We start from the raw sequence: 23094 nt of genomic DNA on the forward strand, positions 1-23094 counted from the left end.
TCGTGAAGCAGTGGTTCCAGCAGGAATTCAGGCAAGGGTGGGCTCCCTTCTTTCCCTGCTCTGTTGCTGAGCCATCGCCACCAGACAGAAAGCCATCATCGAGAGCTTGATGCTCATGGGGTCTGTCCCCGCAGCACATCGGGGGGGAGACCGCCGAAGGCCTGGGAAAGATTCTCCGGTGTGAACACCTCAGACGTTTCTCCGTAAGCCAGCACGGTTTTGTTGATCAACACCACAACATCACAGAATTCACGGACATGACTGAGGTCATGGGTGGAGATCAGAATCGAACAGGACTGACTGCGCAACTGCAGAAACAGTTCAGCCATGAGCTTTTCAGTGCGCACATCAACGCCGTTGAAAGGCTCATCAAGCAGGAGCACCGAAGCGCGCTGGGCAATGGCTCTGGCCAGAAAGGCCCTTTTGCGCTGGCCACCGGAAAGGGCTGAAAGCGGACGATCCCTGAGATCCAGCAGTTCAACACGCTCAAGGGCATTGCGCACCGCCAGGCGATCGGACTGACGTGGAATGCGCAAAAGGTTCATCGAGCCGTAGCGGCCCATCATCACCACGTCCCATACGGAAACAGGGAAGTCACAATCGATGCCCTCGCTCTGGGGCACATAGGCCACAGCCTGTTCCCGCTGAGCTTCAGCCACCTTGAGTCCGTTGATGCGGATCCGTCCCCGGGACGGACGGACAAAGCCTGTGAGTGCCTTGAAGAGTGTGGATTTGCCCGCTCCGTTCATCCCCACCATTCCGCAGATGCAACCTGCGGGCAGCGTTAAAGATGCGTCGTAAAGCGCGACGGAGCCGTTGTAATCGACACAGAGTTGCTCGGCTGCGATCCGAATGGTCATGGCGTTGGATCGGCGGCGGAACCCAGCCCTGCTCGAATGAGTTTCACATTGTGGCGCTGCAGATCAAGCAGTGTCGGGGCAGGACCGTCGCTTTCCGACAAGGAATCGACATAGAAGCTGCCACCGAAACGACTGCCGGATGCCCTGGCAACCTCGCGCTGGGCTTTGTCACTGACAGTGGTTTCACAGAACACTGCTGGAACCTGATCCCGTTTCACCCGTTCAATCAACCGACCCATGCGGCGTGGTGAGATCTGGCTTTCGGCGTTGACGGGCCACAGATAGGCCTCCTTCAGGCCGTAGTCGCGCGCCAGATAACTGAACGCTCCCTCGCAGGTCACCAACAGACGCTGCTCGGGGGGAAGAGCCTGGAGCGAATTGCGCAGCTCACCATCCAGCGCCAGAAGCCTGGCTTTGTAAGCCTCCCCATTGGCGGCGTATTGCGATGCGCCCTCAGGATCGAGCTCTGAAAAAGCCTCAACGAGGCGGTCGACATAAGTCTGAGCAGCCTGTGGAGACATCCAGGCATGGGGATTGGGTTTTCCGGCGTAGGCGTCCTCCTCGATCAACAGTGGTTGAACACCATCGCTGAGGGTCACGGTGGGCACGTCACCCGCCGCTTCGGTGAAACGTCTGGCCCAGAGTTCAAGACCCAGTCCATTTTCGACGATCAGATCGGCACCTGAAGCACGTTCGATATCGCTAGGAGTGAACTCATATCCGTGAATTTCAGCTCCCGGTTTTGTAATGGACTCCACGCGAAGCCTGTCGCCGGCAACATTACGGGCCATGTCAGCGAGGATGGTGAATGTGGTCAGAACCTTCGGCCGGCTGTCCTGGGCGGAATCAGGAACAGCGTTCTTTGCGGGATCAAGCCGCGTCGCACTGCCACAGGCAGCTGAAATCAAGAGCAATCCCACCCAGATCAGTGAAGTGCTCGGACTTCTCTTCCACACCCTCAAACAGCACTTCCCGATAGCCATCGTCTGAGCTTAAAAGAGTCCTCCAGGTCAAGGCATTGCCATGACAGCTGCAAGCCACCGAACGCGTGTTGTGGTCGAATCGAGTGTTGGCGACAAAGAGACAACAAACAGGTGAAGCAAACATGGTCACCGGGGTGACGATCAGTTATCAAAATCCTGATCATGCTTGTTCATGGCTTCCACTATCAGGTCATGGATCATCAGCTTCACTTCCATGTTGCTGTGATGCACAACAAGGCGTTGAATCGCGTAATAGATGATCAACATCACCGGAAGAATCAGAACACAGACGATCTCAAACATGGTGACTGTGCTGCGTACCGGCGGACATGAGCCGGCTCAATGCATGCCTCAGTCGACATGATGGCCACGTTCAGGACCTGCGGCAGCACTCACCCGAGGCTGCGGTCATTGCCTGGAACGACTGTCGAAGTGTCGGATGACACGGTTTTCTGTGCTTCAAACCTCTGCAGGACGGAGTGGTGGAGAGCTCAGTGATCGGCTTCAGATTCCCCGATTGCTGCGCCGCGGTTTTTATGGCGCCTGCAGCGTTCAGAGCAGTAGCGCACTTCGTTCCAGACATCTTTCCATTTTTTGCGCCATTGAAATGGCCTGCCACAGACCGGACATGTTTTTGAAGGACGATCGCGTGGGCGTTTCATCAATGCTGAATTGAATCGATGAGCTCGTAAAACGTTTGAATCAAGTGCAAAAACTAAAGCACCCGCAGAAGGCTCCGGGACTCTGAACAAGCAACCTCGCAGATCTCAACCTCAGACCGATGGATGCAAATCCGATCGAACCTGAACAGAACCAGTAATTCTTTAGCAAAAAGAAATACCTATTTGAGAAATAAGAAGCTGGCAGTCCTTCAACCAGCAATTGTCATAGTTTGAACACATTCTGTTTCTGGTGCGACATGGCTCTTCATCAATCGGCCGCATCCTGTTTCATGCACTGGAGCGTACAACGCGTCACCAACAATCTGTTTTCAGTGTCAGCCACCAGTGATGGGCATGATTACACCCACGTGGGCAACTATCGGTCGGTTGAAGACGCCAATCGCGCTGGACGACGTTTTGTGACATCGATGGCACATCAAAAAGCCCATAACGTCCACAGCAGCAACGAAGTCAATCCTGTTCAACAACATCAACTGACCAGTGGCACCCTGCGTGGCTAATCAAGGGACAGACGTCAACAAGCCTTATGACTTCTGGTGACCAATGCATTTCAATCCATCCCTATTTTCGAGTTCCACCCGAACGCGATGATGCAGTAATGAAGCTCTGTGAGCAGTTCGTCGATCGTTCAAGCCGGGAACCGTTATGCCTTTATTACGGGTTTACCAAATCAGAACAGACACTCCACTGCCGGGAAGGGTACCGCGGTGCAGCTGGCGTCATTGCACACCTGGACAATGTGGGCGATTTACTGCAGGAAATCATGGAACTGTGCGAGCTCTTCAAACTTGAAGTGCATGGCGAATCAGACGAGCTGGAGAAACTTAAACCAGTGTTAAAGGATTTTTCTGTTGAATATTTTGAATTTAAAACGGGTTTCAGAAATTAGGATTTAAAAAGATTAACCATTGAATACCGTATAGTTCATTATTTAACTGGATTGATCAGGACCATGATGGCAAATCCATGAAACAACATGGTCCTGATTATCCATTTTCCGGAGGTCGATCAGGGATTGCAAGATCGCGCTCTTGGCTGACCCGATGCTGAAGATCACTGAAACGCTCATCCTTTCCAGGAATGGAAAACCAACGGCGTCTCCCTCCGACGACAATAAAATCCTTGGGATCAGTATTCTCTTTTCTGTCCATCGGACCCCCTTTTCCCAGATACCCCGGGATCAGACTTTTAACTATCAGAACCTAACGAGAACTGGATATGAATGAGGCCTAATCACAGCTTTTTCATCTGAGTTTAAGCTTTCAGTCAAACTTGAGTCACAAGCAATGAAAATCCGCAGAACAGTGATGAGCCCCCCCGACAACTGAAAGTCTGAAACGATGGCTCTGTTCAGGAGCCTGATCAGACCCCGTTGCGGTCACGATGAGTCATCAGCGGATGATTGCGGCCTGCAACTCAACCTTTGTTTTCAGACACTAGTGGCGACATGCCACATCCACAAACTGAAAAAATTTCAGAGGAATTCAGCGATGAAAAAATGACACGCTGATCCATACACCTGCTCATGAGCTCAGTCGAAACCATGAGTTCGGCCAACCTCTCAAGTTGCAAGACGGCAATGAAATCTTGGCAGACACAGCAAGCGTCGATGGCCTGCTGCTCAGACAGCAACCCCAGACACTCATTGCTTAAAAATCACCTGCCGATGGTGATCGATGAACCTTCCAATTCTCACAATTACCTGACCAGCGCGTTTAGACTTTTCTCTGGATTAATTTCCCCATGGTCGAGCTCTACCTGAACGCTAAATTGCATAACCGAATCAGCGAAGATGCTTACCGATCAGTGCTGACGCTGAAAAATCTCGATGATCAGGATTTGAAGCTGCGCAGTGATCTACTCAGACAGGTTGACAACGGATCGATCAGGCTGACCTGAACTGTTGTCTCAAGAATCATGTCTCCATTAATAATCAACACAACAAACGCTTCAATCATTACTGCATGATTGAAGCGTTTGTTGTGTTGCAAACTGAATGTTGTTCAGAATGAAAGATCAGCTGATCAACATCCAGAGCAGCGAGAGAACCAAGACACCCACACCAACCCCAAGGGAAGCAAGCAGCAGCAAACTGCCTCCTGCAAACCAGACGAAACGTCGAAATGTCTGTGGGAACAGGAGATGCAGAGAAATCCCAGCAGCCACAGGCCAAAGGGGTGGCAATACTACGCAGATCACGGTGAACAGCGCCAGCTTTTGACGACGTTGAGAGTTCTGCTCCTGATCCTTGCGAATCAACCGTTTCTCGTGGTCGATTTGCCTGAGTTCGTCATCACTGAGCCAACGCCCCATTTCCTGGGCCGTGGACAGTTCCCGCTCCAACTGTTGTGACGCCATCGAATTAGCCATACAACAATCCTATTCAGCGATGGTTTCGTGCGTCGCTTTTCAGCCAGGACCTTTCCAATGAGGCTCGCATCTGGTCAGGGTTGAGCGATTCAAGACGCTGACGCTCCTTCGCTTTGGAGCGAAATGGGCCTGTGAGTCGCCAGAAGCGCACTGCTGAAGCAACAGCCACAACGGCCCAGGCCAGGAGAATCCAGCGCGGATCATGCAGATTCATCGAGACCTCTTGGCATGACTGAAAGCGGTTGAGACAACTTGGCTCGTGACCTGACCATTGTCTTGTTCATGTCTTGAGGAAAGCCGGTGCCTGGAAACAATGAACTGATCCCAGACAACAAGCTAGATACAACGGTGAAGCTCACTGACTCCAGGCCAATACCCGAAAGAATGCCTCCCTTCTAGGAAAGAGGAGGGCGGCATGGAGGGCATGGAGAACGTCAGTCACCAACTACTTCAATACAACTGTACTGAAAGGCAGTATGGCGGATCGCTCAGAACTTGATGCTTTGCTGAACGCAGCGGAACTTGAAGCGGGACCAAGCACGCCTGCAGCATCAAAACAATTAATGCAGAAAAGCGAAACGGAGCACATCCAACACTGAATACAGACTTCAAACTCCCACCTGAAATCATTCAGCGGATCAATGCATGCATGCTAAAGGCATTGGGTTTGAACAATCACCAGGTGGATGGGTGAAGTATTCATGTTGTTTGCTGATCTGAAGGCAAAGTACGGCAGCTCAAAAACAATGTCAGAGCGAGACCGGAGCATGCGACGAGGAAGCCAATTCTGAATAAGTCGAGATAGGTTTGACCGTATTGAAGTAACGCTGACATCCCATTGCTGCCGACCGTGAGGCCCAGCGCAAATGCAAAAGTCATATTGCCCCAGACTTTTGGGTGCTTAGCATGACCAACAGCTTCCATTGTCCGTTGAGAGGTCATTGCCACCAGGCCCATGAGGAACACCCCTGCCAGTCCTGCGGCAAGAGCCAACACCCAGACTTTTGAAGTCAACAGTACCAACAACAAACTGATGACACCGGACACATAGATAAGAACGAGTGTGAATCGACTGCCTGTAAGCCCAGCAAGCAAACCACTGCAACCAGCTCCCAGCGCAGTGCCAAGACCGAGAATACTGAAAACCTGACTTGCCTCAGAAACTCGCAAACCAATATCGCGATGGAGATAGTCAGTTAAAAAGAGCGTGGGGGGCTGGACAGCCACAGCACCCAGACCGTAGGCAAGTATCAGGCCAAGCAGAACCTTTCTCTGGCCACGATTATGGTGATTTAGCACTTCAGATCGCACAAGAGGCTTGCCCGAAGCATGAGAAGACAAAGGCCACACCAGGACACAGGCAACGGCTGTGACTGCTGACTCATAAAACCATGAAACCTGCACATCAAACTCGAGAAAGAATGGCAGAGTCAATGAAATCAATACAATAAACAGTCCATTACCAGCGAAAGAAAGACCACTGCATAATTTTTTCCAACGATCACCAATTTGAGAATTCAGCACTGATGGAGTAAGAACAAGCAACGGTGCGGCAGACAAACCTGCAACAAAACGCGCTACCACCAACCAGCGAAAACCAAAATCAAAAGCAGACATCAGTCCACCAACCAAAGCAATCACCAATGACAAACGAATCACAAAACGGATCGAAAGATATCGAGGCAAAGCAATGGCAAGAAGGCAACTAGCGAGATAGCCCATGCAATTAGAGCCGCCCAGAAATCCAGCCTCAGGAACACTGACCCAACCATCACGAATCAATGCAGGAATCAGAGGTGTATAGGCATATCGCGATGTACCAAGTGCAATGCCAATTGCACAGACTCCGGCAAGCGTAGCCCTGAAAGGATGTAGGGGCGGATCAGGGAGAACCTCAGAGGACATGTCTGACTCACTATTACTTCTTTATTAGCGAGGTTTGGCCCTCAGCTCAATCAAAAAACTCGTCCGGTGAGTTGATGTTAAGGGCTCCTGCTCCAACTTTCCATCAAAGGAGCTGGCTCATCAACCAGTCATCAGTCTTCGCAAGGCCAATCTGCTGTGAAGCACAAACTGTGAAGCACTATCTTGCCGCGACCTGCCCTGAGGTCAGAAAAGGAATCTTGACCTGCGCAGGACTGCTGAAGCTGGGTGTGTGCTCAGAAACAATCATTGGAAGAAATCAATAATCAAACCTTGTTATCGCGACGTATACATCCAGCAAAGGATGACGAAGGTGCATGAAACAGAGCCTCCAGATGATTCCAGGTAAGTATCCCGACAGCCCTGCAAAAGCCTTGGTGCTGGCAAAAGCACACATCGCTGAACATGGTCATGGAGTGCTGACCGTGAATCAGAAGCAAAAGACTCTTTCTTCTATCGACACAATGAAATGCTGATAAACAACACGGATTTAGCAGAAAATGCACCAGGAAAAGATTTTGTCAGAAACATGATTGCCGCTGTCAACGACTGCGACTTTTCAAAAGAAGCCATGAATTTTACCATTGCCGAAGGTGGCAATTATTTCCATAAAATTAAAGAATGAGCCGCTTAATCGTTGATCGGCGAGTTAATGTTTTAGAGTTTATCGTCTGCAGCTTGAAAAAAGACCAGGTGCATAGCAACCACCTGGTCTTTATTGGTCCGTGTAAGCAGTTGGATTACTCGCTGAGGAGACCCAACTTCATATTCACAGCAGTCTGAAAATGCTCCCGGAATTTTCGCTTACAAGTGGTCGCACTGTTGCCGACCCAGCACCGATCAACAGGCAAGCAGCTTTTGATCAGAAGCCAGTCCGGCCATCACTTTTGCCTCATCGATACAGAACTGCTTCGCCAGGAAATCCCTGAGAAGCTGCTCGAAAGGAACCATACAGTGATCAGCCATTTCAAAAAAAGCGACAATGCTCTGAATCAACCCAGTGTTGATGAACAGATAGCTGAGATCCTGATCATCAATCTCACGAGGTTTATTTCCTTTCAGCATCAACTCAACAGTTTCAGGGCTACTCACGTTCATGGCAAAGGGCGCATGGTTGAGGTCAAATATCAGTCGCTCCCCTGGACAGACCACGGTCGTGTGCAGCTCAGATTTGAGCACCATCCATTGAAGTTCAGGAATCAAACCACGAGCGAGCAGGAGATTGGGAAATGCCATGCAATAACTGGCTCCCGCACAGACGTTAGACAGAAACAATGGTGACATCCTTTCTCTTGGAATCCGACATCGCCAGTCAGATCGCTCCGCATCCACCGGCAGATAATGCTGGTGACCATCGCGAAGATTCAATGTCCAATGAGGGTATCTGGAAAAATCACTGGATTCGAGGCATTTCCACCTTTCCAGAGAGTCATAAGCCAATGCCGCATCGTCGAAAGCCTGCTGAATATCGTGACGCTTAAGAAGACTGTCTAACCTGTTTTCATACAACAACGGGGCAACCACCTGCCATTTCAGAATGTCACTCTCAAGATGTTCAAGCTCAGGATGAAAATGATAATCAAGAATCTACAATACTGTCCTGATTCTCATCACAGCATAATCAAGCGTTTCGAATTCGCCCCCCAATATTCCACAAGTGCTCTATCGATTAACGACAGAAAGTGACTGTCAAGCAGAGTTCCCGCAGACACCTTTCGTTAACAACTATCTGAAAAGGTATGTCAAAAATAACCGACAACGAAGCGAGCAAACAGCGAAACCTGGATCGGGCGACACTGAACCAGGATCAATTGAATTTTGAAATCAGGTTGATATTCCAAAGAATTGCTAACTGAACCTTCAAGTCAGTTACAACTGCGAGCAAATTCTTGCAAAGCATTTAAAGTTTATTGCATAGCAGACCCGCATCAGCACTGTGCACGAATTTCTTCTGATCGCTCAACTCCTGGCTGACAATGACGGTTCTTTTACAGGCTGGGTGGATAGTCGCAATCCCGAAGAGCTTTGCAGAATTTATGTCACCGGAATGATTGATGACACTCTGCTTCCCGGTGGGAGAGCTCAAGACCCATGCGAAGGAGTCGTCAATCCCTTGAAGTATATGGCAAAATAAATTTGAAGTTGAAATAATCAATCAATCCTGCGACAACACACAATCATTGCGGCTTGGTTTCAACCACCGGAAATTATTTTCCGATTACGATTCAGGCTCCTGGAATGCCATAACAGCATCTCTGATGTCGTACCAAAAAACTTCAAAAAACTGGTAACGACCCGTTTTGTCGCTGCAGGCATCGTTACAGGTGCAACCCTGATTCTCTCCCCCGCCGCAGAAGCCCATCATCATTACAACAGACACGAATTTCGAAGAACTCACCATGATTACCGGCATGGAGGCCGATACCTGCCTCGTTGCCGACGGAGTTAAAGACGTAACTGGCGAAAAGTTCGCAGGGGTTATGAACGCAATTTATTTGGTTACACCTATGGCCTCCCAGGCTATGGATACGGTTACCGATACCGCACAAGGCCTGGAATCGATATTCAGATCAGGCTTTAAAAACGCTGAGGCATCCCTCGTTGCTCTCATGGTACTACTGTTTCAGAAAGAATGAATGATGAAATTGACTGAACACAGGTCTGTTTGTCTTCACGGTCAGAGAAATACCACAGGCGAGAGCCACTGATTGCTTGAGAGACAAAAGGCAACACAGTGCGGTGCGATGGCAAATATGGAAGGAATACAATCATGACTCCTGCAAATTCAAATGAGTCAATCAATAGCAGATCATCACTAGATTCTCAATGAGAATGAAAGGCTGTAAACTTTTTCTGACACGACTCACCTGTTTTTAACCTTGAGATGAAAACACTCTCGTTGTTCATGGCACTCATGATTGGTTCACTGGCTGCATGCGACAACAATTACCAGTCAGTTCTGCAGGCAGAGAAAGCATGTGAAGAGTGGGCAAGCAAAGGCACTGAATTCATCCTTGAACCAAGCGGATATCTTGAGAGCATTGAATACAAAGGTGCAGCAACCAATCGATTCTGCGAAAAGAAAGAGATTCAATACATTGGCTATGTATTTGATCTGCCAGAGAACGAAAAACCTATTTTTGCCGATGAGTTGATGCAGTTGAGAGGAGATGCCAAGCCAGCTGAAAAATTCAGGTGGTGAATCAATCAATCAAACAGGCTACAGCAGATGCTTCTAAAGCATGCTGACTTACAGATGATCAAGACATCGCGTTGATCAACTCGAGCCAAGGATTTCCTGAACTTGAGCGAAACAGGACAGAGCTGTTCTTTTTTGCTCACAAACCTGATCGAGTTGGTTGACACTGATCTGATCAGTAAAACTTGCAACAGATGCGAGCCGCTGAACAGACTGATATCAACTGTCAAAAATTTGAACATTGGTACACAGCACTGGCAATCGAGCGCAGGTTCGCAACCATCAACACATCAAAATTATGTCTATGCCTTACAAGCATCAGAACAGCGAAAACGATTCCATAGTGATCGGAGACAAGCGCCGATGGTTCGATACGTCACTTGGGAACAACGATTCCAGCATCGGGCAGCACAGCGGATCGAATCCAGCCTTGACAGCCAAATAGAACAGGCTGACTTGAACGATCGCCATCCCGGAAACACATCGTCTGATTCAGTGATACAGCTGATCTGTGGCCAGTCATCTGGACTATTCATGAGCCATGTTGGATGGTCAATCACTAGTCACCCTGGTTCCATAACGAAAAGCCATTGTGATCTCAGCGTTATCTACAACGCAAAGGAATCTGATTCTTCGTTATCCGGTGGTCCCACCAGGAGCACATCGCAATCGCGCTGATTCACCTGAATGACCAGGATTCGTCTGGGTAATTCGTCATAGCCTTTCCTGGCCGTGGCGACTGCCTCAACCAGATCGTCCATCGTTGTGAAAGCTCCTCCCTGCAGATCCGATTGAGCTTCCTTCCATAACTGCGCAAATTCCTCACCGGCCTGCATCAGCATCCTGTGCATGGCAATCTCTGCTCCACTCTTTTTCGCAAGAGCGATGAACTGTTTCACCAGCGGGTTCGACATCGCTGCAGAGGCCTTGAGAAAAGTCGGGAGTCCTGAAAGGGTTGTCTCCATGACTTCGTTCTGCTGATCGATCACCACGCACTCAGCGCTGAGATCAAACGCTGTTCTTTCGCTCAGTCGCATCCAGTGCGGCTCGATGTCACTCCAGTTGCGCTTCATGGTTTGATTCTGGCTGTTGTGGCAGCGGAAAACCATTCAGGCATTGCTGTGGATCACTCACCGGGAGTCAAACTTCAGGCCTCAGTCGTGAAAACGAAACAGGCATCCACAGACAGGAGCTGAAAGCCAACCCGAGAAAGAAGCACACCTGTCGCTGCACCTGTAAGGAGCTCCGCGCGGAACGACTAAGGTGCCATCCCTCGGGGAGGGGACGTTGACGCGTCAGGTGGACAATCGGGTGGTCGTGATCTGCCGTTCAGACGAAAGCTCGTGGCGACCGAACGGCATCCAGGGGGCTCCCATCGAGTCGTATTCGATCGGAGTTGATCCAATCACCAGGAAGATTCGCAGTGAACGCATCCCTGGAAGCTGCCTGCAGAGCTTCAGCCATAGCGCAGACGGCACGCTGATCGAGTTGTCCAGTGAAGGAACAGGAGTGATCGCGATTGAGACGATCGATCTGCCGCAAAGCACCTTGGCGGTGGTGCGTCTGGTTTCCAATCATCAGGGAGACGACATCCACCTTGTGGAAGGCGTGAAAGCCGAGGATGTATCGGCTTACAACTGGAGCCTGGAAGCCAAGGAGCGATTTCAGTTCTTCAGGAACCCCTCTCCACCGACGCGATGGGAGGGAAACCTCAGTGACTGGCGACGCAGCGATCTTTACAGATCTCATCAGCGGAATTTCGACCAACGACTGAACAAGGAGTTCGCATCAGCCGTGAATGCCCTCTCGATTCACATCACTCCCGGTGATCAGAGAATTTTTGATTCCTTCATCGCCCAAGCCTGTGAGAGCAACACAGGCCTGTTCTGGGACATCCGAAAAGCTGCGGCCACCTATGCACTGCAGGGAAGTTTCAGCAAGAACGACCTCAACCGAATGGTTTATCTGGCTCAGGAGGGCATCGCTCCCCAGGAGCTGTCGTTTGAATGCACAGCACAACAGTGCATCAAAGCTCTCTTCGATCACTGCAAACAGTCAGCGGAAGCTCTGAGCGATGAACAGATCTGGGAGGCGCAGACTCGCTGCGATCTGCTCACACTTGATCAGCTGATGCCCATCGTGCAGAACAAGTCGAAATACAAACCGTTCCTGTATCGATGGCTGTGGCGACTTGACGGCAAACCGGATCCCAGTCTGATCGAAAATCCTGACCTCTACGAGATCTACCGAGAGGACTTGATCATGGATCGCGACAAGATCATGGCCGCATTCGGAATTAATGGCGCTCTGGAAGTCGACTACCGCGATCAGGTGATCAACGCGTTGCTTCGTGATGACGGCTGGAACCTGGTGGAGACTGATCGTTTCGAAGAGGAAGAACAACGACGGAGAGCCTGCGATTTGTAGCCCTGCAAGGTCAATATCCCTAGCTTGAATTGCAAGATTCTCCACATCAGACAATCCCACCATGGAACGTATTGACGGACGAGTGCTGATTGGTGTGATCGGAGTGTTTCTGCTTGCGGCCGCAGTTTATGAATACTCACTCGTGCAGGGACTGGCACCGACGCCGTGAAGCCGACAGGTTCATGGCTCAAGGCTGCAGGCATAACTCACGATCCCACCCTTGCGCTGACGGAAATCAGGGTGCTCGGCATCCTCGACCTGCCACCACCAGCGACCATCGGTGTAACTGGGAGCCCCGGAGTTGTTGGTTCTCGGTAATTGCAGTGTGACTCCACGCCAGCTGATCAGAATCACATCCCCAGGCACGGTGCCTTCAGCGCTGTTGGGGATGGGCTGATCCATGGGACCGAAGGCCTCCCGACCCAACTGAATCGGCTCCGCTGTCAGCCGGTCACCATCACAGATCCAGGCCGCTGACACCGGCAGATCAAATCTGAACACGATGAACACAACAAGCAGAAGCTGGAGCAGTCGGCAACCTGGAAACTTGAGCGATCGCCGAGGTTGATCCACAACAGAGTCTGGAAAACGACAGAGTGGCACTGTCGCACCCTTGTGCAGCTCCACTCCAATGCTTCCTCCTTTCATTCCCTTCTGCCCGATCAGCGCCGCAAAGATCGCAGGACTCAAGGCCACCGTGACGCTTTTGTTGATTCTGTTGATCAAATCCAAGCTGCTGCGAGTGAAGATGTCATTGCTCGGCTCCGTGCTCGGACTGATCATGCTCACAGGATTTCTGCTGAGCACCGGGCTGCTCACTCTGGTGGCAGGAGGTGCTGTGGCCTATGCGGCGAATCAGAACAAGGCATGAGCTCACAGTCATCGAAAGCCATGACCCTTCCCGACCGTAATCAGGTTCTGGCCGCGTCAGCAGGCTGGGTGGCCGTGCTGCTGAATGTGGTGCCGGGTCTTGGGGCGGGTTATCTCTACCAGCGCCGCTGGAAGGCGTACTGGATCACATCAGCTCTTGCAACAGCCTGGTTCACGGCAGGAGCGGTTCTGGGTCAGAACCCCACAACAGAGCTGGAACGTCAGGACCAGCTGGTGGGTCTGATCGGACTCCTGTTGCTGGCCGCAGTCACCTCAGCCGAAGCGGGGCTGGCGGTGAAACGGGTGCGTCATGCCCCCTGAGGGAATCCCTCTCGCAGAAGAGATCCTTGACTTCTGGTTCGAAGACTGCAAACCCTGGCAATGGTTTCATCGCAACGAGAAGTTCGATCAATCCGTCAGTGAACGCTTCGGCGCACTGGCGGCTACAGCTCAGGAGAATGGTCTGATCCACTGGGAAGTCAATCAGACCTCCGCTTTGGCGCTTGTTCTGCTGCTCGATCAGTTCTCCAGGCAGGTCTGGCGTGACAAGGGTCGCGCCTATCGGGGCGACCCCATGGCTCAGCGACTGAGCCAGCTGGCACTCGATCAACACTGGCTACAGAGGGATCCGCACAAAGCCCATCGACAGTTCTGGCTGATGCCGCTGTTGCACGCAGAGCACTTGGAAACGGTGAGCAGGGCAATCCCTCTTCTTGAGAAATGGGTTGACGTTGAAACCGCTGATGTGGCGCGCCGAAACCGCGACATGCTCATCAAACATGGGCGTTATCCATGGAGAGATGGAGCTCTGGGCCGATGATCAGTGGCTGAATCTGGGTTCTGCTGTGAGCTCTGTGGACGATTCGGATCCGTTCATTTCCGAGTGCGCAGTGAAGCGACAACACAGTGGACTCTTGTCTGCGCCGATTGCTGGACAGGGGTCGCTGCACAGCCGGGCTACCGATACGGAGGAACGCGCAAGGCGAATCGACGAAACAGAAAGCGATGAAGTCACAGTTCAGAACCCTTGTCTTCGAACAGAATCTGTGCAGACTTGCATCACCTCACTGAGCTGGCATCATCTGCGGAGTTCGAGATGGGTCAGAGGTTGGAGCAATCCAACCTCTTTTTGTTGTGGGCTGATCTATCGGTTCCAATCAATAACGGCTGCAACAGCGGTGGAGAGACCTTGAAAGTCGAACAATCCCAATCACCAAAACTCATTGATCGATGGTGAAGACAATCAGCTCACAACAGAAGATCGTGCAGACCTTCTCATCAACTCAATTCAAGACATGGGAAGCATGGGCAAACGGACCACAAAGCCGACGAAAAACCACTGATCAACTTAAGTATGGGTCAGCTGTCTGACTGGAAATCCACGGGAAGAGTGTTGGAGCAGTCATAGTCGAAGTCCGATTTGCCTCGAGCTTTCGGGCGTTTGCCAATCCGGCGGTTAGGGATACCCGGCGGGTTGGTCAGCGTTGTTAAGCAACCGTTGCAGAAACGTGTTCGTGCAACAGACCAGGCGGAATACTGCAAACCGGATCTAGCACAGCCACTGATCTGAACAAGAGAAACGACACTCACACGAATCAAAGTGATCTCGATGACGATCAGTGCTACAAACTCATGGAAACCTTTCATCCAAGCCCGGCACGACAATCAGATTAAATTCAACCAAGGACTGAATGGTTGAACACAGAGCAAACAATCCTCGACCCTATGGACCATCTGGATTGAACATGAAGAACTCAATAAGAGGCTGGGATAGCAGGCCCAGGTCCAGGCATAAAGCGAAAATCAAAACTGATCCGACTGGTGCTCGTGCTGTTTAATTTCGATCCATGCTCAAGATTGACACCATCAAAAACCAGAGCCTGTCCGGGGTGCATGGTCAACGGCTTAAAATCTTTTGCACCAATTTGATTTTCAACCCAAAGACTATTATCACCTGAAACCATTGTGAGGGGGACCCACACATTCAGCCTTCCATCTTCGACTCCAAAATCACGATCCTTATGAAATACGCTGCTACCCCTGCCGCAGTAATGAAAACGAAAAGAAGGCGGGCATTGGTATGAATCGATGGTCCCAATTTTTCCTACAATAATATCAGATATAAACAAGCGATAATTCTCAACAATATCTTCGAAAGAGCTTGTCAGCTGGTTTAATGTTGGACTTCGATTGAGCCTCCTCACGTTATCTGACGAATGCACGTTTTCCAGGCTTGAGACCCCAAGCACCTCACAGGCCCATTCCTGAAATCGGTATTTGCCTGGATCGTAATCAAGAATTCGCCACTCCATCAACACATTAAAAATGTATTTTTAATACTACCACCTGTTCCCTTTGGAGCTCCAATAATATTTTTAAAGACTACATCTACAAACAAAACCAAGCATCAGGCCTTTGGTTGGCATAGTTGTCGACATACGCAAGAAATGAGATGTTCAGAGGTTTGAGCCTCTGATGCATCAGCTGAATCGAGATCTGCAAATCTCCCCAGGGAAGAAAAAGGTTCTAAGTACTACAAAACCTCTATAAAATTTGCTTGGTCAGAGCAACATTCAAAGGAGAAAGAGAGTCACACTTGAATCCAAGGAAGTGATCCGGAACAAAGACTGGCGTTTCAGATGAGGGGGGACAGCTGCGCCAGGATGGACGATGTGCCGAATCAACCATCCCGTCATGTTTTATCCGATAAGAAAGTTGTGTCGGAGGAATCACAGTATTGGGTGTCACAGTATCCAGAGAAGTCCGACACACAGGCCTACAAAGTCAGCACATTTTCACTGACCATCGACAGGTAATGCCAATCAATGAAGCACAGGCATCAAGCTCAGACTGACGAAAGCTCTAAGAAGAGCTGTCGGTCGGTCAGCATGCTGGCTTTTTGCCACTCACTCAAATGAACAGGCGAATCGCTTCAACAACAACGATCAGCTGCAAAGCGCGGTAAACCCACTGGTTGGCATGGTCACTCATCGCCAGCTGGGCACCGGCAAGCGAGCCACCAATGCTGCCAAAAACCATGGGGACTCCCACTTGCCACTCCACTTTTCCACTTCTTGCGAAGATCAGAAACGTGGCAAGGCTGAACAAAAAGATCAAACCTGTTTTGATCGGTACAGCTTGCCTTAAGCTGACTCCTCCAACTAAAACTAAACTAAGTAACAGAAAAACAGCAGAATCAACGACAATCAAACCAGCCCAGAAACCGCAGAACGAAGTCAATAACCACAGCTTCATCGACGATTGAGGATCAGCTTTCATGGAATCGTCGGTGTATTCCTTCATCAAACGCTGCGGTCGAATGAATAGAAACAGCAATGCGAAAAATACAGCGATGCGCACGAACAGCAAACTCGTCTGAGTCGTCATCAACGTGGCAATCTCGGCTCCGAACAAGCTGAAAGGAATAAACAGAATTGACAGTTGGAAAACCGATTTCCAGGGAATGAGTTGTTCACGCTCAAAAGACCACAAAGCAGTCGTGCTTCCCAAAAGAATTGGTAATCGGATCGTTGCATTGGCAATATCCGCGGGCATACCGATTGAAAGCAGGGCTGGGAGTATCAGGGTGGAACCACCAGATGCAACAGCATTGAAGAAGCCACAGACAGCGCCAAGAACAAGACCAAGCCCGATCAATGTCCAATCCAGAGTCATCACTTGATCAGCCACGGGGAACACAACTGCAGTCAACAACCAGACCAAGGAAAAACCAAGTATCAAAACACGATCGCAGACAGATCATGATTCAGCTGCTTTCGAGAACGGACTGAACAGTGCTGCAGTGGAGGGGGTTGAGTTGCACCAGCTGAAGCTCCAGCAGATGAACGATGACGGCGCCGGTGCGGTGAATTGGTGGAAGCTGTAAGAACAGGGGTTGCTTGAACCAAGCCGTGAGGATTTTCACCTCGAATTCACCAGGGATTCAAAGATTTCTCAGGCCGTTTGAGCGATAGTGAAAATAGAAATGGCAACAGCATGCAATCGATCACTGCCAGAGTCAATATCGATGAAAACACCATGATGAAAGCATTAACTGCCATGGCAATACTGTCAGGAATTATGGCAATTACAGGTTGCGATGGCAGAACACAAGCAACTTATGAGCGGGAAAAGTCGACCTCGCAGATTATCTCTGATGGAAAGATGCGGGATACAGAGCAAGATGAAATGCAGAAAGCATGTTACGGCCATCCCTTCGTGGAAAGGGGAGCATCACATCAACTTCTCTGCAACGAGTATTTCCGATAAGTCAGCACCAAGGTCATAATCTGATCGTCCAACGACAAGGCAGAGTAAAACAGAATCATTCAGTCTCCTTGTATCCAAATCAAACCCGACCAGGAAATAATTTTTTGACTCGTTGATGTAGCTCAGCCCTGTCTAGTTTTCCCACTGCATTTCTTGGCAAGACATCCACAACAATCCATTCATCTGGCACTTTAAAATCGGCAATGTGAGACGTTGTCCATTGCTTTAACGAATCAAGATCAATCGTTTTTCCTTCTTCACATTCCACAAAAGCAACAACCTGCTGGCCATGTAGTCCTGGTGGTGTTCCAACAACAGCTGTTTCAGAGATCAGAGGATGATTATCCAGAACACTTTCAACTTCTCCGGGAGCAATATTTGCCCCCCTTTTGACGATGATTTCCTTGAACCTGCCAACAAACCAGATATAGCCATCCTCATCGATTCGACCCTGGTCGCCTGAATGCAACCATCCGTTTCTGATGGTTTCCTGAGTATGTTCTGGATCCTCCCAATAGCCGATCGTCATGCTTGATGAGCGAATACACAGCTCGCCAACTTGACCGGCTGGTAATTCGCTGCCTTCAGAATCTCTGATACTCACTTCAACTCCCAACCTCGGCCTGCCTGCAGATCCCTGCTTCACCTGCTCACCGGGATGCCGGAATGCATACCCTTCGCATTCGGTCATTCCTATGACTTGATTCAGCGGCTGATCAGAGACCTGTTTCCAGGCACTGTAAAGATGAGGAGTCACATAATCTCCGACGCATTCCATTGATCTGAAGCCGCTGAAATCAATACTTTCGGAAGCTGTATCCATGAGAATGTCATGAAGGAGAGATGGCAGGATGACAGATCGAGTTGGGATGTACTTGTTACAGGAATCCAGCCAATCAGAGGAACTGAATCGCTCTAAAAGAACTGCTGTGCCGCCAACAATAATGGCTGGTATCAGAGAACCCAAACTTGCAGAGACATGCACCAGTTGAGTGGACAGAATCCATATATCATCATCTTTTAAATTCATCGTCGCTGCCCGACTCTCACCAGTGTCTATGATTGACTGCGCCGTGTGAATGACACCTTTTGGCTTTGATGTTGAACCGGAAGTAAAGAATATTGCTGCTGGCTCGCCACCTTTCGGCGGATCAGCATTGAAAGCAATTTCATTTGTTTCAAATACCCTCTCCCTCCACGGTGAGCCCACTTCTTCGATTGCATTATCGAATGTATAACAATACTCAGTGCATTCTGGACACTTGAACCGGCCAGCAAGACCTGCCGCAATCTGATCTTGAATAATAGCCAAGCGAACATTGCAGCGCTTGAGAGCATATTCAACCTCAGGCGCTTTATAGAGATGATTCAGAGGAACTGCAATGCAACCTATTCTCCATACGGCAAAAAACAATGCAGCCAGATCTTGGTTGTTGCAAGACATCAAAGCAACGCGATCACCTTTGGAAAGCTGATGAGCTTTCAGACAAGCCGCGTGCCGGTCGATCAATTGGTCAAAATTTTCATAACTGATTGCCTCAGCATTAACAACAAGAGCAGTCTTGTCAGCGTGTATCTCTAAAGCATGTTTTGCAATGGACCTGAAATCAAGCATGTGAAAGCAAGGGCTGATGAGAGGAGGCGTAGTTCAAGCTTAAATCCTGCAATCTATTATTTCCACTTTTCAGAAAGCATTTTGAACTATTTTTTGTAAATCCATAGTCATTGCACGTATGACTTCATCAGCATCCTTGCTTAATGATCTAAGATTATCCTTGAAGTCCGTACTTGGATTCCAATAAGCAATATAAGTAATTTGATTTTCTCTTCATACGGCAACTGTCAAAGGAACAAACAGGCTGCCAACAGGATTAGCTTTGATAATTGGAGCTTCAAAGGAGGGCAAACCGACGAGCAGAGCAGTATTTTCAGGAATTTCCAAACCTTGCGATTTAGCGATGGATTGATGATCAATCACACCCTTAACAATAAAATTATTTTTTTGAAATCTCTTTTCAAAGCTCCTACTACTTCTTCGACGCTTTTGGGAGTCTTGCGTGAGACCACGTAGTTCTTCAATGGTCCATCCAGGCTGGACAAAGCAGGACTGAGCGGCGCTGCTTCAGCTGGATAGAGGTTTGATGTGGCAACCGGCAAAAAAAAATCCTGTGACTGTAGCGGTAGCCATGGCAGCAAAAACATTCATTGGAGATTGTTTGACATGAGCTTTTCCCATCGTGGCTACGTGCTTAATTTTTGACAATTTTTCGTTAATCAGTTCTGTCTTCTCACTAATGCACAAATGGACTTTGCAGTCCTGTTCGTTCCTCACCCCTCTCCGATCTTCGATGCATGCTGATCAACAGCGACGTATCCCGGCCTGGTCTGCAGCCACAGTGAGGAATCAAGCAGGTGAATCGTTTGCAGTGAAGACAGAGACCGGTCAGCTGCCATCAACCCGGAGACACACCGCGTTCCACCAGCCGGAAGCAACACAGACCTCTGCGGTTGAACGCGGCGATTCACTGACGACAGCAGAATGAGCTGGATCGATGTTTCTTATGCGCCTTCTTGCATCGCTGCTCGCCTTGTGCATCACCCTGCTGTTTCCGTCCAGGGTCAATGCAGGCTCACTGGAGATTGACATTCATTCCATCTCCAAAGACGGAATCGGTGAATCGATTGGCACTGTTCTGGCAAGCGACAGCGGAAACGGACTGGTGATCACACCATCCCTCACCGGTCTGAGCGAGGGTGAGCACGGCTTCCATCTGCATGCCGGCACGTCCTGCCAGGCTGACCTGAATGATGACAATGTCAGTGTTGCCGGCCTCGCCGCAAAGGGTCACTGGGATCCCGACAACACCAACACCCACAGCGGACCGTTCGGAGACGGCCATCGTGGTGATCTAAGCCGTCTGATCGTGAACGCCGATGGCAGCACCACCACTGAGGTTGTTGCTCCGCGTCTGCGCACTGCTGATTTGCTCGGACGCGCGCTGATCGTGCATTCAGGAGGAGACACCTACAGCGACATCCCCCCCCTTGGAGGTGGAGGAGCGCGCATCGCCTGCGGGGTTGCAGGATGAGCGGGCGGCGTTGGCTCAGAAACTGCTCTGACTCTGACCGGCGAAACGTCCTTGATAGTTCTCTTCACCATCAAGGGTCTGGAAGATGAACTGACAAATCGCCGTACCAGGATGAACAGCCAGTGGAGCAGGACCGAAATTACTCATTTCAAGCACCTGCTGGCTGTCGATGCCCGGCCCCATGAAGGGAGCGCTGATATGCACCATCAAACCAAGGCGTGCGAAACGACTTCGTCCCTCAAGCCATCCACAAAGACCCGGACCGAGCCTCAAACGCTCTTCGGTAATTCCGAGGATGGTTTCGCCGGGCATGATCAGGATGTGCTCGCCCTCCGCAACATCGACCTTGTCGGTGAACGAGCGATAGTCGATGGTTTCATTCACATCGACTATTTCGTGAACCTTGCGAAACACACGAAAACTGCTGGCAAGGGTGAGATCCACTGAAGCAGGACCCACGTGCTCCGGAATGAACGGAGTGATGGTGATCAACCCATGGTCGATTGCACGCAGAATGGCGCGACGCCCGAGAACGGCCATGAACAAGTTGACTGGCCATTCAGGTTATGGACAACTGTGGCTTGAAGCCAGTGGTCCAGACAGAACGCGCATCAGCCGAAAGTCCGACCGTTCCAACCAAGAGCACTGGCGGGAACATCATCAAAGGTGATATAGATCCTGTCAGCAGGAATCCCGGTACGGGCCGTGATCAGCTCACAGAACGCAGCTGTCATGGCAGGAGGACGAAGAGCTCCGATCGACTTGATCTCAACAAACGCAGCAGGAGCACTGCTGCCTGCGAACGTCATCGGAACATCGGTTTCAAGGAGAGTCATCACATAATCCTCGGGCTTTCCTGTCTGCTCAGCGAGCATTGCCGAAAGTTCAAGCAGCAACTCATCGCGACTTTCGACAGCAGCGAGAGAAGTGCGCAGATTGATCAGTGGCACGAAACCAGTTCAGACATATCCCATTCTGATCGTCTTCAACGGTTCTGAGACTCTCTGAAGGCCTGGAGTTTGTCGATGTCCTTTCCCTGATCGATTGCATAATCAGTGAGTATCAGAGCCTTGCCGATGGTTCCGAGGGCGTACTCGATGCGATCGAGATCAGCGCAGCCCTGCTGGTCGGCGCGAGCAGCACGGATGACAGATGGTGTGAGCTGGTCAGCCAGCTGCTCAATCGATACAGCAATGGAACTGGCCTGAATGAGGAGGTCGCTGGAGCCCACAGTTCAAAACAGTTGCTTCTAAGCCGATGATGCCAGCTGAGGTCGCCCAAGGGCCAGGGGACTGCAGAATCAGCGGTGATGGAAGCGGTTCCAGACTCGACGATGCCAGGGAGTGATGTCCCTGGGAGGTGCAGATTCGCCGCGTTGCGTTCGTTCCAACTGGTCAATTTCCAGACGGATCTGCTTCAGTGCAGGAATCAGCAGAAGCGCTGCAATCAATCCGACAACAAGCAGCAGAGGCAGAAGAGTGACCAACCAGACTGTGACGATGACAATGGCGGCAAGACTGATCAACTGCTGAAGCCACATCGGTCGACGACGTCCAGGCAGTTGCTTCATGCGGAACAGAGCGACTTGACGTGCCAAGCAGAACACAGGATGAGGAGGAGCGACAACCTCACCGACACATGTGCTGGATTCTCCACTGAATTGCAACAGCGGAAGAGGCAGCAGGAACAGCGTCTTCAAGGTCGACATTGTTGAGCATCAGAACGAGGAATGCCCACAACTGAACGAGAGCCATTGACGCAGGCAACAGAGCTGGTCACCGCTTGCCCAGCAGTTGGATGAAAGTAAAACCAGTTGAACTCAATGTTCAGGATCAATGTGCTGTTTTTTGCAACAACAACCAAAAAATCAAATTAGATTAATGTAAATTCATTAGCTCAATGAAGATTAACCTTCCCTCGATCAAGACATTGAGGATGAGCCTGGAAGAAAAACTTATAAGCGACAAAACATACATCGCGACGTTGCTGATTTTCAATGTGGCCTATATCCTTCCAAAATTCAATGGGACATCCGACCCTTCAAGCATCCTGATTGCCACGGTCCCACCCGCATTCATCATTTCAATTGTGATCACATTCGCCAGAGACCGCTACATCAAAAACACACTGATTAGACGCCTGATGGAGGATTCCTATATTCCATCCGTGTACAAAAGCAAGATAGACCTCAGAGCACTGGACAACCCCACACCCTTGAAAAAAGAAAGAGCTAAAACAAGACAATGGATTGAAGCCAATATTCTTGATCGAATCAGCAGCAAATGATGCTGCCATTAATTCCCGAACTTCCTCACACAACAGTACTGACAATATCAGTTTCAACCGGCAATAGCCAAAGCAATGATCATTCTCCTTAAAACCAAAATATGAACAAATCAAATTAATTTGCCATACGATTGA

Annotated in this window: 36 protein-coding genes; 13 read left to right on the forward strand and 23 right to left on the reverse strand. The window is 50.0% G+C overall.

The genetic code is table 11. The annotated features are described in order from the left end of the window. Positions 1-113: 113 nt before the first annotated feature. The 4 genes from SIB73_RS06120 to SIB73_RS06135 form a co-directional block, all read right to left on the reverse strand. Positions 114-854 carry a metal ABC transporter ATP-binding protein gene (locus SIB73_RS06120; RefSeq protein ID WP_413406373.1) on the reverse strand — a complete coding sequence of 247 codons (741 nt, stop codon included), beginning with the start codon at positions 852-854 and terminating at the stop codon, positions 114-116. A gap of 2 nt (positions 855-856) precedes the next feature. Continuing rightward, positions 857-1843, reverse strand: coding sequence for a metal ABC transporter substrate-binding protein (locus SIB73_RS06125; protein ID WP_413402076.1), 987 nt, complete (start codon positions 1841-1843; stop codon positions 857-859). Positions 1844-1984: 141 nt separating this feature from the next. Further along, positions 1985-2146, reverse strand: coding sequence for a hypothetical protein (locus SIB73_RS06130; RefSeq protein WP_413402074.1), 162 nt, complete (start codon positions 2144-2146; stop codon positions 1985-1987). 188 nt (positions 2147-2334) lie between these two features. Further along, positions 2335-2505, reverse strand: a complete 171-nt coding sequence (locus SIB73_RS06135; RefSeq protein ID WP_413402072.1) for a DUF2256 domain-containing protein — start codon at positions 2503-2505, stop codon at positions 2335-2337. Between the two features lie 257 nt (positions 2506-2762). On the opposite strand from SIB73_RS06135, the gene SIB73_RS06140 reads away from it, so the two are divergent. Both SIB73_RS06140 and SIB73_RS06145 read left to right on the forward strand, forming a co-directional pair. Further along, entirely contained in the window at positions 2763-3026 is a 264-nt protein-coding gene (locus tag SIB73_RS06140) for a hypothetical protein (protein WP_413402071.1), read from the forward strand. A gap of 26 nt (positions 3027-3052) precedes the next feature. After that, a complete protein-coding gene (locus SIB73_RS06145; RefSeq protein ID WP_413402069.1) occupies positions 3053-3415 on the forward strand; it encodes a putative quinol monooxygenase in 363 nt (120 codons plus the stop codon). Positions 3416-4542: 1127 nt separating this feature from the next. On the opposite strand, the gene SIB73_RS06150 is transcribed toward SIB73_RS06145, so the two are convergent. The 3 genes from SIB73_RS06150 to SIB73_RS06160 form a co-directional block, all read right to left on the reverse strand. Beyond that, positions 4543-4896, reverse strand: coding sequence for a hypothetical protein (locus tag SIB73_RS06150; protein WP_413439749.1), 354 nt, complete (start codon positions 4894-4896; stop codon positions 4543-4545). A gap of 13 nt (positions 4897-4909) precedes the next feature. Continuing rightward, complete coding sequence (locus tag SIB73_RS06155; RefSeq protein WP_413402066.1) at positions 4910-5110, reverse strand: hypothetical protein; 201 nt, start codon at positions 5108-5110, stop codon at positions 4910-4912. 485 nt (positions 5111-5595) lie between these two features. Further along, entirely contained in the window at positions 5596-6801 is a 1206-nt protein-coding gene (locus tag SIB73_RS06160) for a YbfB/YjiJ family MFS transporter (protein ID WP_413402064.1), read from the reverse strand. 335 nt (positions 6802-7136) lie between these two features. On the opposite strand from SIB73_RS06160, the gene SIB73_RS06165 reads away from it, so the two are divergent. Together SIB73_RS06165 and SIB73_RS06170 are read left to right on the forward strand one after the other, a co-directional pair. Further along, on the forward strand, positions 7137-7295 hold the full coding sequence (locus SIB73_RS06165; protein WP_413402063.1) for a hypothetical protein: 159 nt from the start codon (positions 7137-7139) through the stop codon (positions 7293-7295). After that, on the forward strand, positions 7289-7444 hold the full coding sequence (locus SIB73_RS06170) for a hypothetical protein (RefSeq protein ID WP_413402062.1): 156 nt from the start codon (positions 7289-7291) through the stop codon (positions 7442-7444). Before SIB73_RS06165 ends, SIB73_RS06170 begins: the two co-directional genes overlap by 7 nt. 215 nt (positions 7445-7659) lie before the next feature. Here SIB73_RS06170 and SIB73_RS06175 read toward each other — a convergent pair whose 3' ends face one another. Then, on the reverse strand, positions 7660-8343 hold the full coding sequence (locus tag SIB73_RS06175; RefSeq protein ID WP_413402060.1) for a hypothetical protein: 684 nt from the start codon (positions 8341-8343) through the stop codon (positions 7660-7662). 887 nt (positions 8344-9230) lie between these two features. Between SIB73_RS06175 and SIB73_RS06180 the strand changes: the two genes are divergently transcribed. Both SIB73_RS06180 and SIB73_RS06185 read left to right on the forward strand, forming a co-directional pair. After that, complete coding sequence (locus SIB73_RS06180) at positions 9231-9455, forward strand: hypothetical protein (protein ID WP_413402059.1); 225 nt, start codon at positions 9231-9233, stop codon at positions 9453-9455. A 269-nt stretch (positions 9456-9724) separates the two neighbouring features. After that, positions 9725-10021 carry a hypothetical protein gene (locus SIB73_RS06185; protein ID WP_413402057.1) on the forward strand — a complete coding sequence of 99 codons (297 nt, stop codon included), beginning with the start codon at positions 9725-9727 and terminating at the stop codon, positions 10019-10021. Between the two features lie 315 nt (positions 10022-10336). Here SIB73_RS06185 and SIB73_RS06190 read toward each other — a convergent pair whose 3' ends face one another. Both SIB73_RS06190 and SIB73_RS06195 read right to left on the reverse strand, forming a co-directional pair. Further along, positions 10337-10489: a hypothetical protein gene (locus SIB73_RS06190; protein WP_413402056.1), complete on the reverse strand. Its 153-nt coding sequence runs from the start codon at positions 10487-10489 to the stop codon at positions 10337-10339. A gap of 137 nt (positions 10490-10626) precedes the next feature. Continuing rightward, entirely contained in the window at positions 10627-11091 is a 465-nt protein-coding gene (locus SIB73_RS06195) for a hypothetical protein (RefSeq protein WP_413402054.1), read from the reverse strand. Positions 11092-11281: 190 nt separating this feature from the next. Between SIB73_RS06195 and SIB73_RS06200 the strand changes: the two genes are divergently transcribed. Then, a complete protein-coding gene (locus SIB73_RS06200; protein ID WP_413402052.1) occupies positions 11282-12445 on the forward strand; it encodes a hypothetical protein in 1164 nt (387 codons plus the stop codon). Positions 12446-12625: 180 nt separating this feature from the next. Here the strand turns inward: SIB73_RS06200 and SIB73_RS06205 are convergent, their stop codons facing one another. Further along, positions 12626-13093 (reverse strand): hypothetical protein, encoded by a 468-nt coding sequence (locus SIB73_RS06205; RefSeq protein WP_413402050.1) that lies wholly within the window; start codon positions 13091-13093, stop codon positions 12626-12628. On the opposite strand from SIB73_RS06205, the gene SIB73_RS06210 reads away from it, so the two are divergent. Genes SIB73_RS06210 through SIB73_RS06220 form a run of 3 tightly spaced genes read left to right on the forward strand, consistent with a single transcriptional unit; the run spans position 13077 to position 14135 of the window. Then, positions 13077-13316, forward strand: coding sequence for a hypothetical protein (locus SIB73_RS06210; protein WP_413402049.1), 240 nt, complete (start codon positions 13077-13079; stop codon positions 13314-13316). The two genes, SIB73_RS06205 and SIB73_RS06210, sit on opposite strands and share 17 nt — an antisense overlap. A gap of 20 nt (positions 13317-13336) precedes the next feature. Then, complete coding sequence (locus SIB73_RS06215) at positions 13337-13636, forward strand: hypothetical protein (protein ID WP_413402047.1); 300 nt, start codon at positions 13337-13339, stop codon at positions 13634-13636. Continuing rightward, complete coding sequence (locus SIB73_RS06220; RefSeq protein ID WP_413402045.1) at positions 13626-14135, forward strand: DUF924 family protein; 510 nt, start codon at positions 13626-13628, stop codon at positions 14133-14135. Before SIB73_RS06215 ends, SIB73_RS06220 begins: the two co-directional genes overlap by 11 nt. Positions 14136-14674: 539 nt before the next feature. Here SIB73_RS06220 and SIB73_RS06225 read toward each other — a convergent pair. From SIB73_RS06225 to SIB73_RS06240, 4 genes are all read right to left on the reverse strand, one after another. Then, positions 14675-14962 (reverse strand): hypothetical protein, encoded by a 288-nt coding sequence (locus SIB73_RS06225; protein WP_413402043.1) that lies wholly within the window; start codon positions 14960-14962, stop codon positions 14675-14677. 107 nt (positions 14963-15069) lie between these two features. After that, positions 15070-15627, reverse strand: coding sequence for a hypothetical protein (locus tag SIB73_RS06230; protein WP_413402042.1), 558 nt, complete (start codon positions 15625-15627; stop codon positions 15070-15072). A gap of 598 nt (positions 15628-16225) precedes the next feature. Then, positions 16226-17005, reverse strand: a complete 780-nt coding sequence (locus SIB73_RS06235) for a sulfite exporter TauE/SafE family protein (RefSeq protein ID WP_413402040.1) — start codon at positions 17003-17005, stop codon at positions 16226-16228. Between the two features lie 76 nt (positions 17006-17081). Further along, positions 17082-17240, reverse strand: a complete 159-nt coding sequence (locus SIB73_RS06240) for a hypothetical protein (protein WP_413402038.1) — start codon at positions 17238-17240, stop codon at positions 17082-17084. 71 nt (positions 17241-17311) lie between these two features. Between SIB73_RS06240 and SIB73_RS06245 the strand changes: the two genes are divergently transcribed. Beyond that, positions 17312-17584, forward strand: a complete 273-nt coding sequence (locus SIB73_RS06245; protein WP_413439750.1) for a hypothetical protein — start codon at positions 17312-17314, stop codon at positions 17582-17584. Positions 17585-17663: 79 nt separating this feature from the next. Here SIB73_RS06245 and SIB73_RS06250 read toward each other — a convergent pair whose 3' ends face one another. The 4 genes from SIB73_RS06250 to SIB73_RS06265 form a co-directional block, all read right to left on the reverse strand. After that, entirely contained in the window at positions 17664-19199 is a 1536-nt protein-coding gene (locus SIB73_RS06250; RefSeq protein ID WP_413402036.1) for a class I adenylate-forming enzyme family protein, read from the reverse strand. 213 nt (positions 19200-19412) lie between these two features. Continuing rightward, the gene (locus tag SIB73_RS06255) at positions 19413-19562 is read right to left on the reverse strand and encodes a DUF302 domain-containing protein (RefSeq protein ID WP_413402034.1); all 150 of its coding nucleotides are present in this window, start codon (positions 19560-19562) and stop codon (positions 19413-19415) included. After that, complete coding sequence (locus tag SIB73_RS06260; protein ID WP_413439751.1) at positions 19559-19786, reverse strand: hypothetical protein; 228 nt, start codon at positions 19784-19786, stop codon at positions 19559-19561. Before SIB73_RS06260 ends, SIB73_RS06255 begins: the two co-directional genes overlap by 4 nt. Positions 19787-19912: 126 nt before the next feature. Next, positions 19913-20110 (reverse strand): hypothetical protein, encoded by a 198-nt coding sequence (locus tag SIB73_RS06265; protein ID WP_413439752.1) that lies wholly within the window; start codon positions 20108-20110, stop codon positions 19913-19915. 35 nt (positions 20111-20145) lie between these two features. Between SIB73_RS06265 and SIB73_RS06270 the strand changes: the two genes are divergently transcribed. Continuing rightward, positions 20146-20673, forward strand: a complete 528-nt coding sequence (locus tag SIB73_RS06270; protein WP_413406371.1) for a superoxide dismutase family protein — start codon at positions 20146-20148, stop codon at positions 20671-20673. Positions 20674-20688: 15 nt separating this feature from the next. Here the strand turns inward: SIB73_RS06270 and dcd are convergent, their stop codons facing one another. From dcd to SIB73_RS06290, 4 genes are all read right to left on the reverse strand, one after another. Continuing rightward, positions 20689-21213 carry a dCTP deaminase gene (gene dcd / locus SIB73_RS06275; RefSeq protein ID WP_413402031.1) on the reverse strand — a complete coding sequence of 175 codons (525 nt, stop codon included), beginning with the start codon at positions 21211-21213 and terminating at the stop codon, positions 20689-20691. 71 nt (positions 21214-21284) lie between these two features. After that, positions 21285-21623, reverse strand: coding sequence for a phenylpyruvate tautomerase MIF-related protein (locus SIB73_RS06280; protein WP_413402030.1), 339 nt, complete (start codon positions 21621-21623; stop codon positions 21285-21287). Between the two features lie 35 nt (positions 21624-21658). Continuing rightward, on the reverse strand, positions 21659-21904 hold the full coding sequence (locus SIB73_RS06285; RefSeq protein ID WP_413402028.1) for a hypothetical protein: 246 nt from the start codon (positions 21902-21904) through the stop codon (positions 21659-21661). A gap of 69 nt (positions 21905-21973) precedes the next feature. Beyond that, a complete protein-coding gene (locus SIB73_RS06290; protein WP_413402027.1) occupies positions 21974-22381 on the reverse strand; it encodes a hypothetical protein in 408 nt (135 codons plus the stop codon). A 227-nt stretch (positions 22382-22608) separates the two neighbouring features. On the opposite strand from SIB73_RS06290, the gene SIB73_RS06295 reads away from it, so the two are divergent. Then, positions 22609-22959, forward strand: coding sequence for a hypothetical protein (locus SIB73_RS06295; protein ID WP_413402026.1), 351 nt, complete (start codon positions 22609-22611; stop codon positions 22957-22959). Positions 22960-23094: the final 135 nt, after the last annotated feature.

Origin of the sequence: Synechococcus sp. MIT S9509 (genome assembly GCF_047303035.1) — a bacterium.
GTDB lineage: Bacteria > Cyanobacteriota > Cyanobacteriia > PCC-6307 > Cyanobiaceae > Synechococcus_C.

Coding starts and splice junctions, on each gene's coding strand:
- SIB73_RS06125 (WP_413402076.1), bottom strand. CDS start 1,843: ATGGCTATCGGGAAGTGCTGTTTGAGGGTGTGGAAGAGAAGTCCGAGC.
- SIB73_RS06130 (WP_413402074.1), bottom strand. CDS start 2,146: ATGTTTGAGATCGTCTGTGTTCTGATTCTTCCGGTGATGTTGATCATC.
- SIB73_RS06135 (WP_413402072.1), bottom strand. CDS start 2,505: ATGAAACGCCCACGCGATCGTCCTTCAAAAACATGTCCGGTCTGTGGC.
- SIB73_RS06140 (WP_413402071.1), top strand. CDS start 2,763: ATGGCTCTTCATCAATCGGCCGCATCCTGTTTCATGCACTGGAGCGTA.
- SIB73_RS06145 (WP_413402069.1), top strand. CDS start 3,053: ATGACTTCTGGTGACCAATGCATTTCAATCCATCCCTATTTTCGAGTT.
- SIB73_RS06150 (WP_413439749.1), bottom strand. CDS start 4,896: ATGGCTAATTCGATGGCGTCACAACAGTTGGAGCGGGAACTGTCCACG.
- SIB73_RS06155 (WP_413402066.1), bottom strand. CDS start 5,110: ATGAATCTGCATGATCCGCGCTGGATTCTCCTGGCCTGGGCCGTTGTG.
- SIB73_RS06160 (WP_413402064.1), bottom strand. CDS start 6,801: ATGTCCTCTGAGGTTCTCCCTGATCCGCCCCTACATCCTTTCAGGGCT.
- SIB73_RS06165 (WP_413402063.1), top strand. CDS start 7,137: ATGAAACAGAGCCTCCAGATGATTCCAGGTAAGTATCCCGACAGCCCT.
- SIB73_RS06170 (WP_413402062.1), top strand. CDS start 7,289: ATGCTGATAAACAACACGGATTTAGCAGAAAATGCACCAGGAAAAGAT.
- SIB73_RS06180 (WP_413402059.1), top strand. CDS start 9,231: ATGGAGGCCGATACCTGCCTCGTTGCCGACGGAGTTAAAGACGTAACT.
- SIB73_RS06185 (WP_413402057.1), top strand. CDS start 9,725: ATGGCACTCATGATTGGTTCACTGGCTGCATGCGACAACAATTACCAG.
- SIB73_RS06190 (WP_413402056.1), bottom strand. CDS start 10,489: ATGGCGATCGTTCAAGTCAGCCTGTTCTATTTGGCTGTCAAGGCTGGA.
- SIB73_RS06195 (WP_413402054.1), bottom strand. CDS start 11,091: ATGAAGCGCAACTGGAGTGACATCGAGCCGCACTGGATGCGACTGAGC.
- SIB73_RS06210 (WP_413402049.1), top strand. CDS start 13,077: ATGCTTCCTCCTTTCATTCCCTTCTGCCCGATCAGCGCCGCAAAGATC.
- SIB73_RS06205 (WP_413402050.1), bottom strand. CDS start 13,093: ATGAAAGGAGGAAGCATTGGAGTGGAGCTGCACAAGGGTGCGACAGTG.
- SIB73_RS06215 (WP_413402047.1), top strand. CDS start 13,337: ATGACCCTTCCCGACCGTAATCAGGTTCTGGCCGCGTCAGCAGGCTGG.
- SIB73_RS06220 (WP_413402045.1), top strand. CDS start 13,626: ATGCCCCCTGAGGGAATCCCTCTCGCAGAAGAGATCCTTGACTTCTGG.
- SIB73_RS06225 (WP_413402043.1), bottom strand. CDS start 14,962: ATGAAAGGTTTCCATGAGTTTGTAGCACTGATCGTCATCGAGATCACT.
- SIB73_RS06230 (WP_413402042.1), bottom strand. CDS start 15,627: ATGGAGTGGCGAATTCTTGATTACGATCCAGGCAAATACCGATTTCAG.
- SIB73_RS06245 (WP_413439750.1), top strand. CDS start 17,312: ATGCAATCGATCACTGCCAGAGTCAATATCGATGAAAACACCATGATG.
- SIB73_RS06250 (WP_413402036.1), bottom strand. CDS start 19,199: ATGCTTGATTTCAGGTCCATTGCAAAACATGCTTTAGAGATACACGCT.
- SIB73_RS06260 (WP_413439751.1), bottom strand. CDS start 19,786: ATGTTTTTGCTGCCATGGCTACCGCTACAGTCACAGGATTTTTTTTTG.
- SIB73_RS06270 (WP_413406371.1), top strand. CDS start 20,146: ATGCGCCTTCTTGCATCGCTGCTCGCCTTGTGCATCACCCTGCTGTTT.
- dcd (WP_413402031.1), bottom strand. CDS start 21,213: ATGGCCGTTCTCGGGCGTCGCGCCATTCTGCGTGCAATCGACCATGGG.
- SIB73_RS06290 (WP_413402027.1), bottom strand. CDS start 22,381: ATGTCGACCTTGAAGACGCTGTTCCTGCTGCCTCTTCCGCTGTTGCAA.
- SIB73_RS06295 (WP_413402026.1), top strand. CDS start 22,609: ATGAGCCTGGAAGAAAAACTTATAAGCGACAAAACATACATCGCGACG.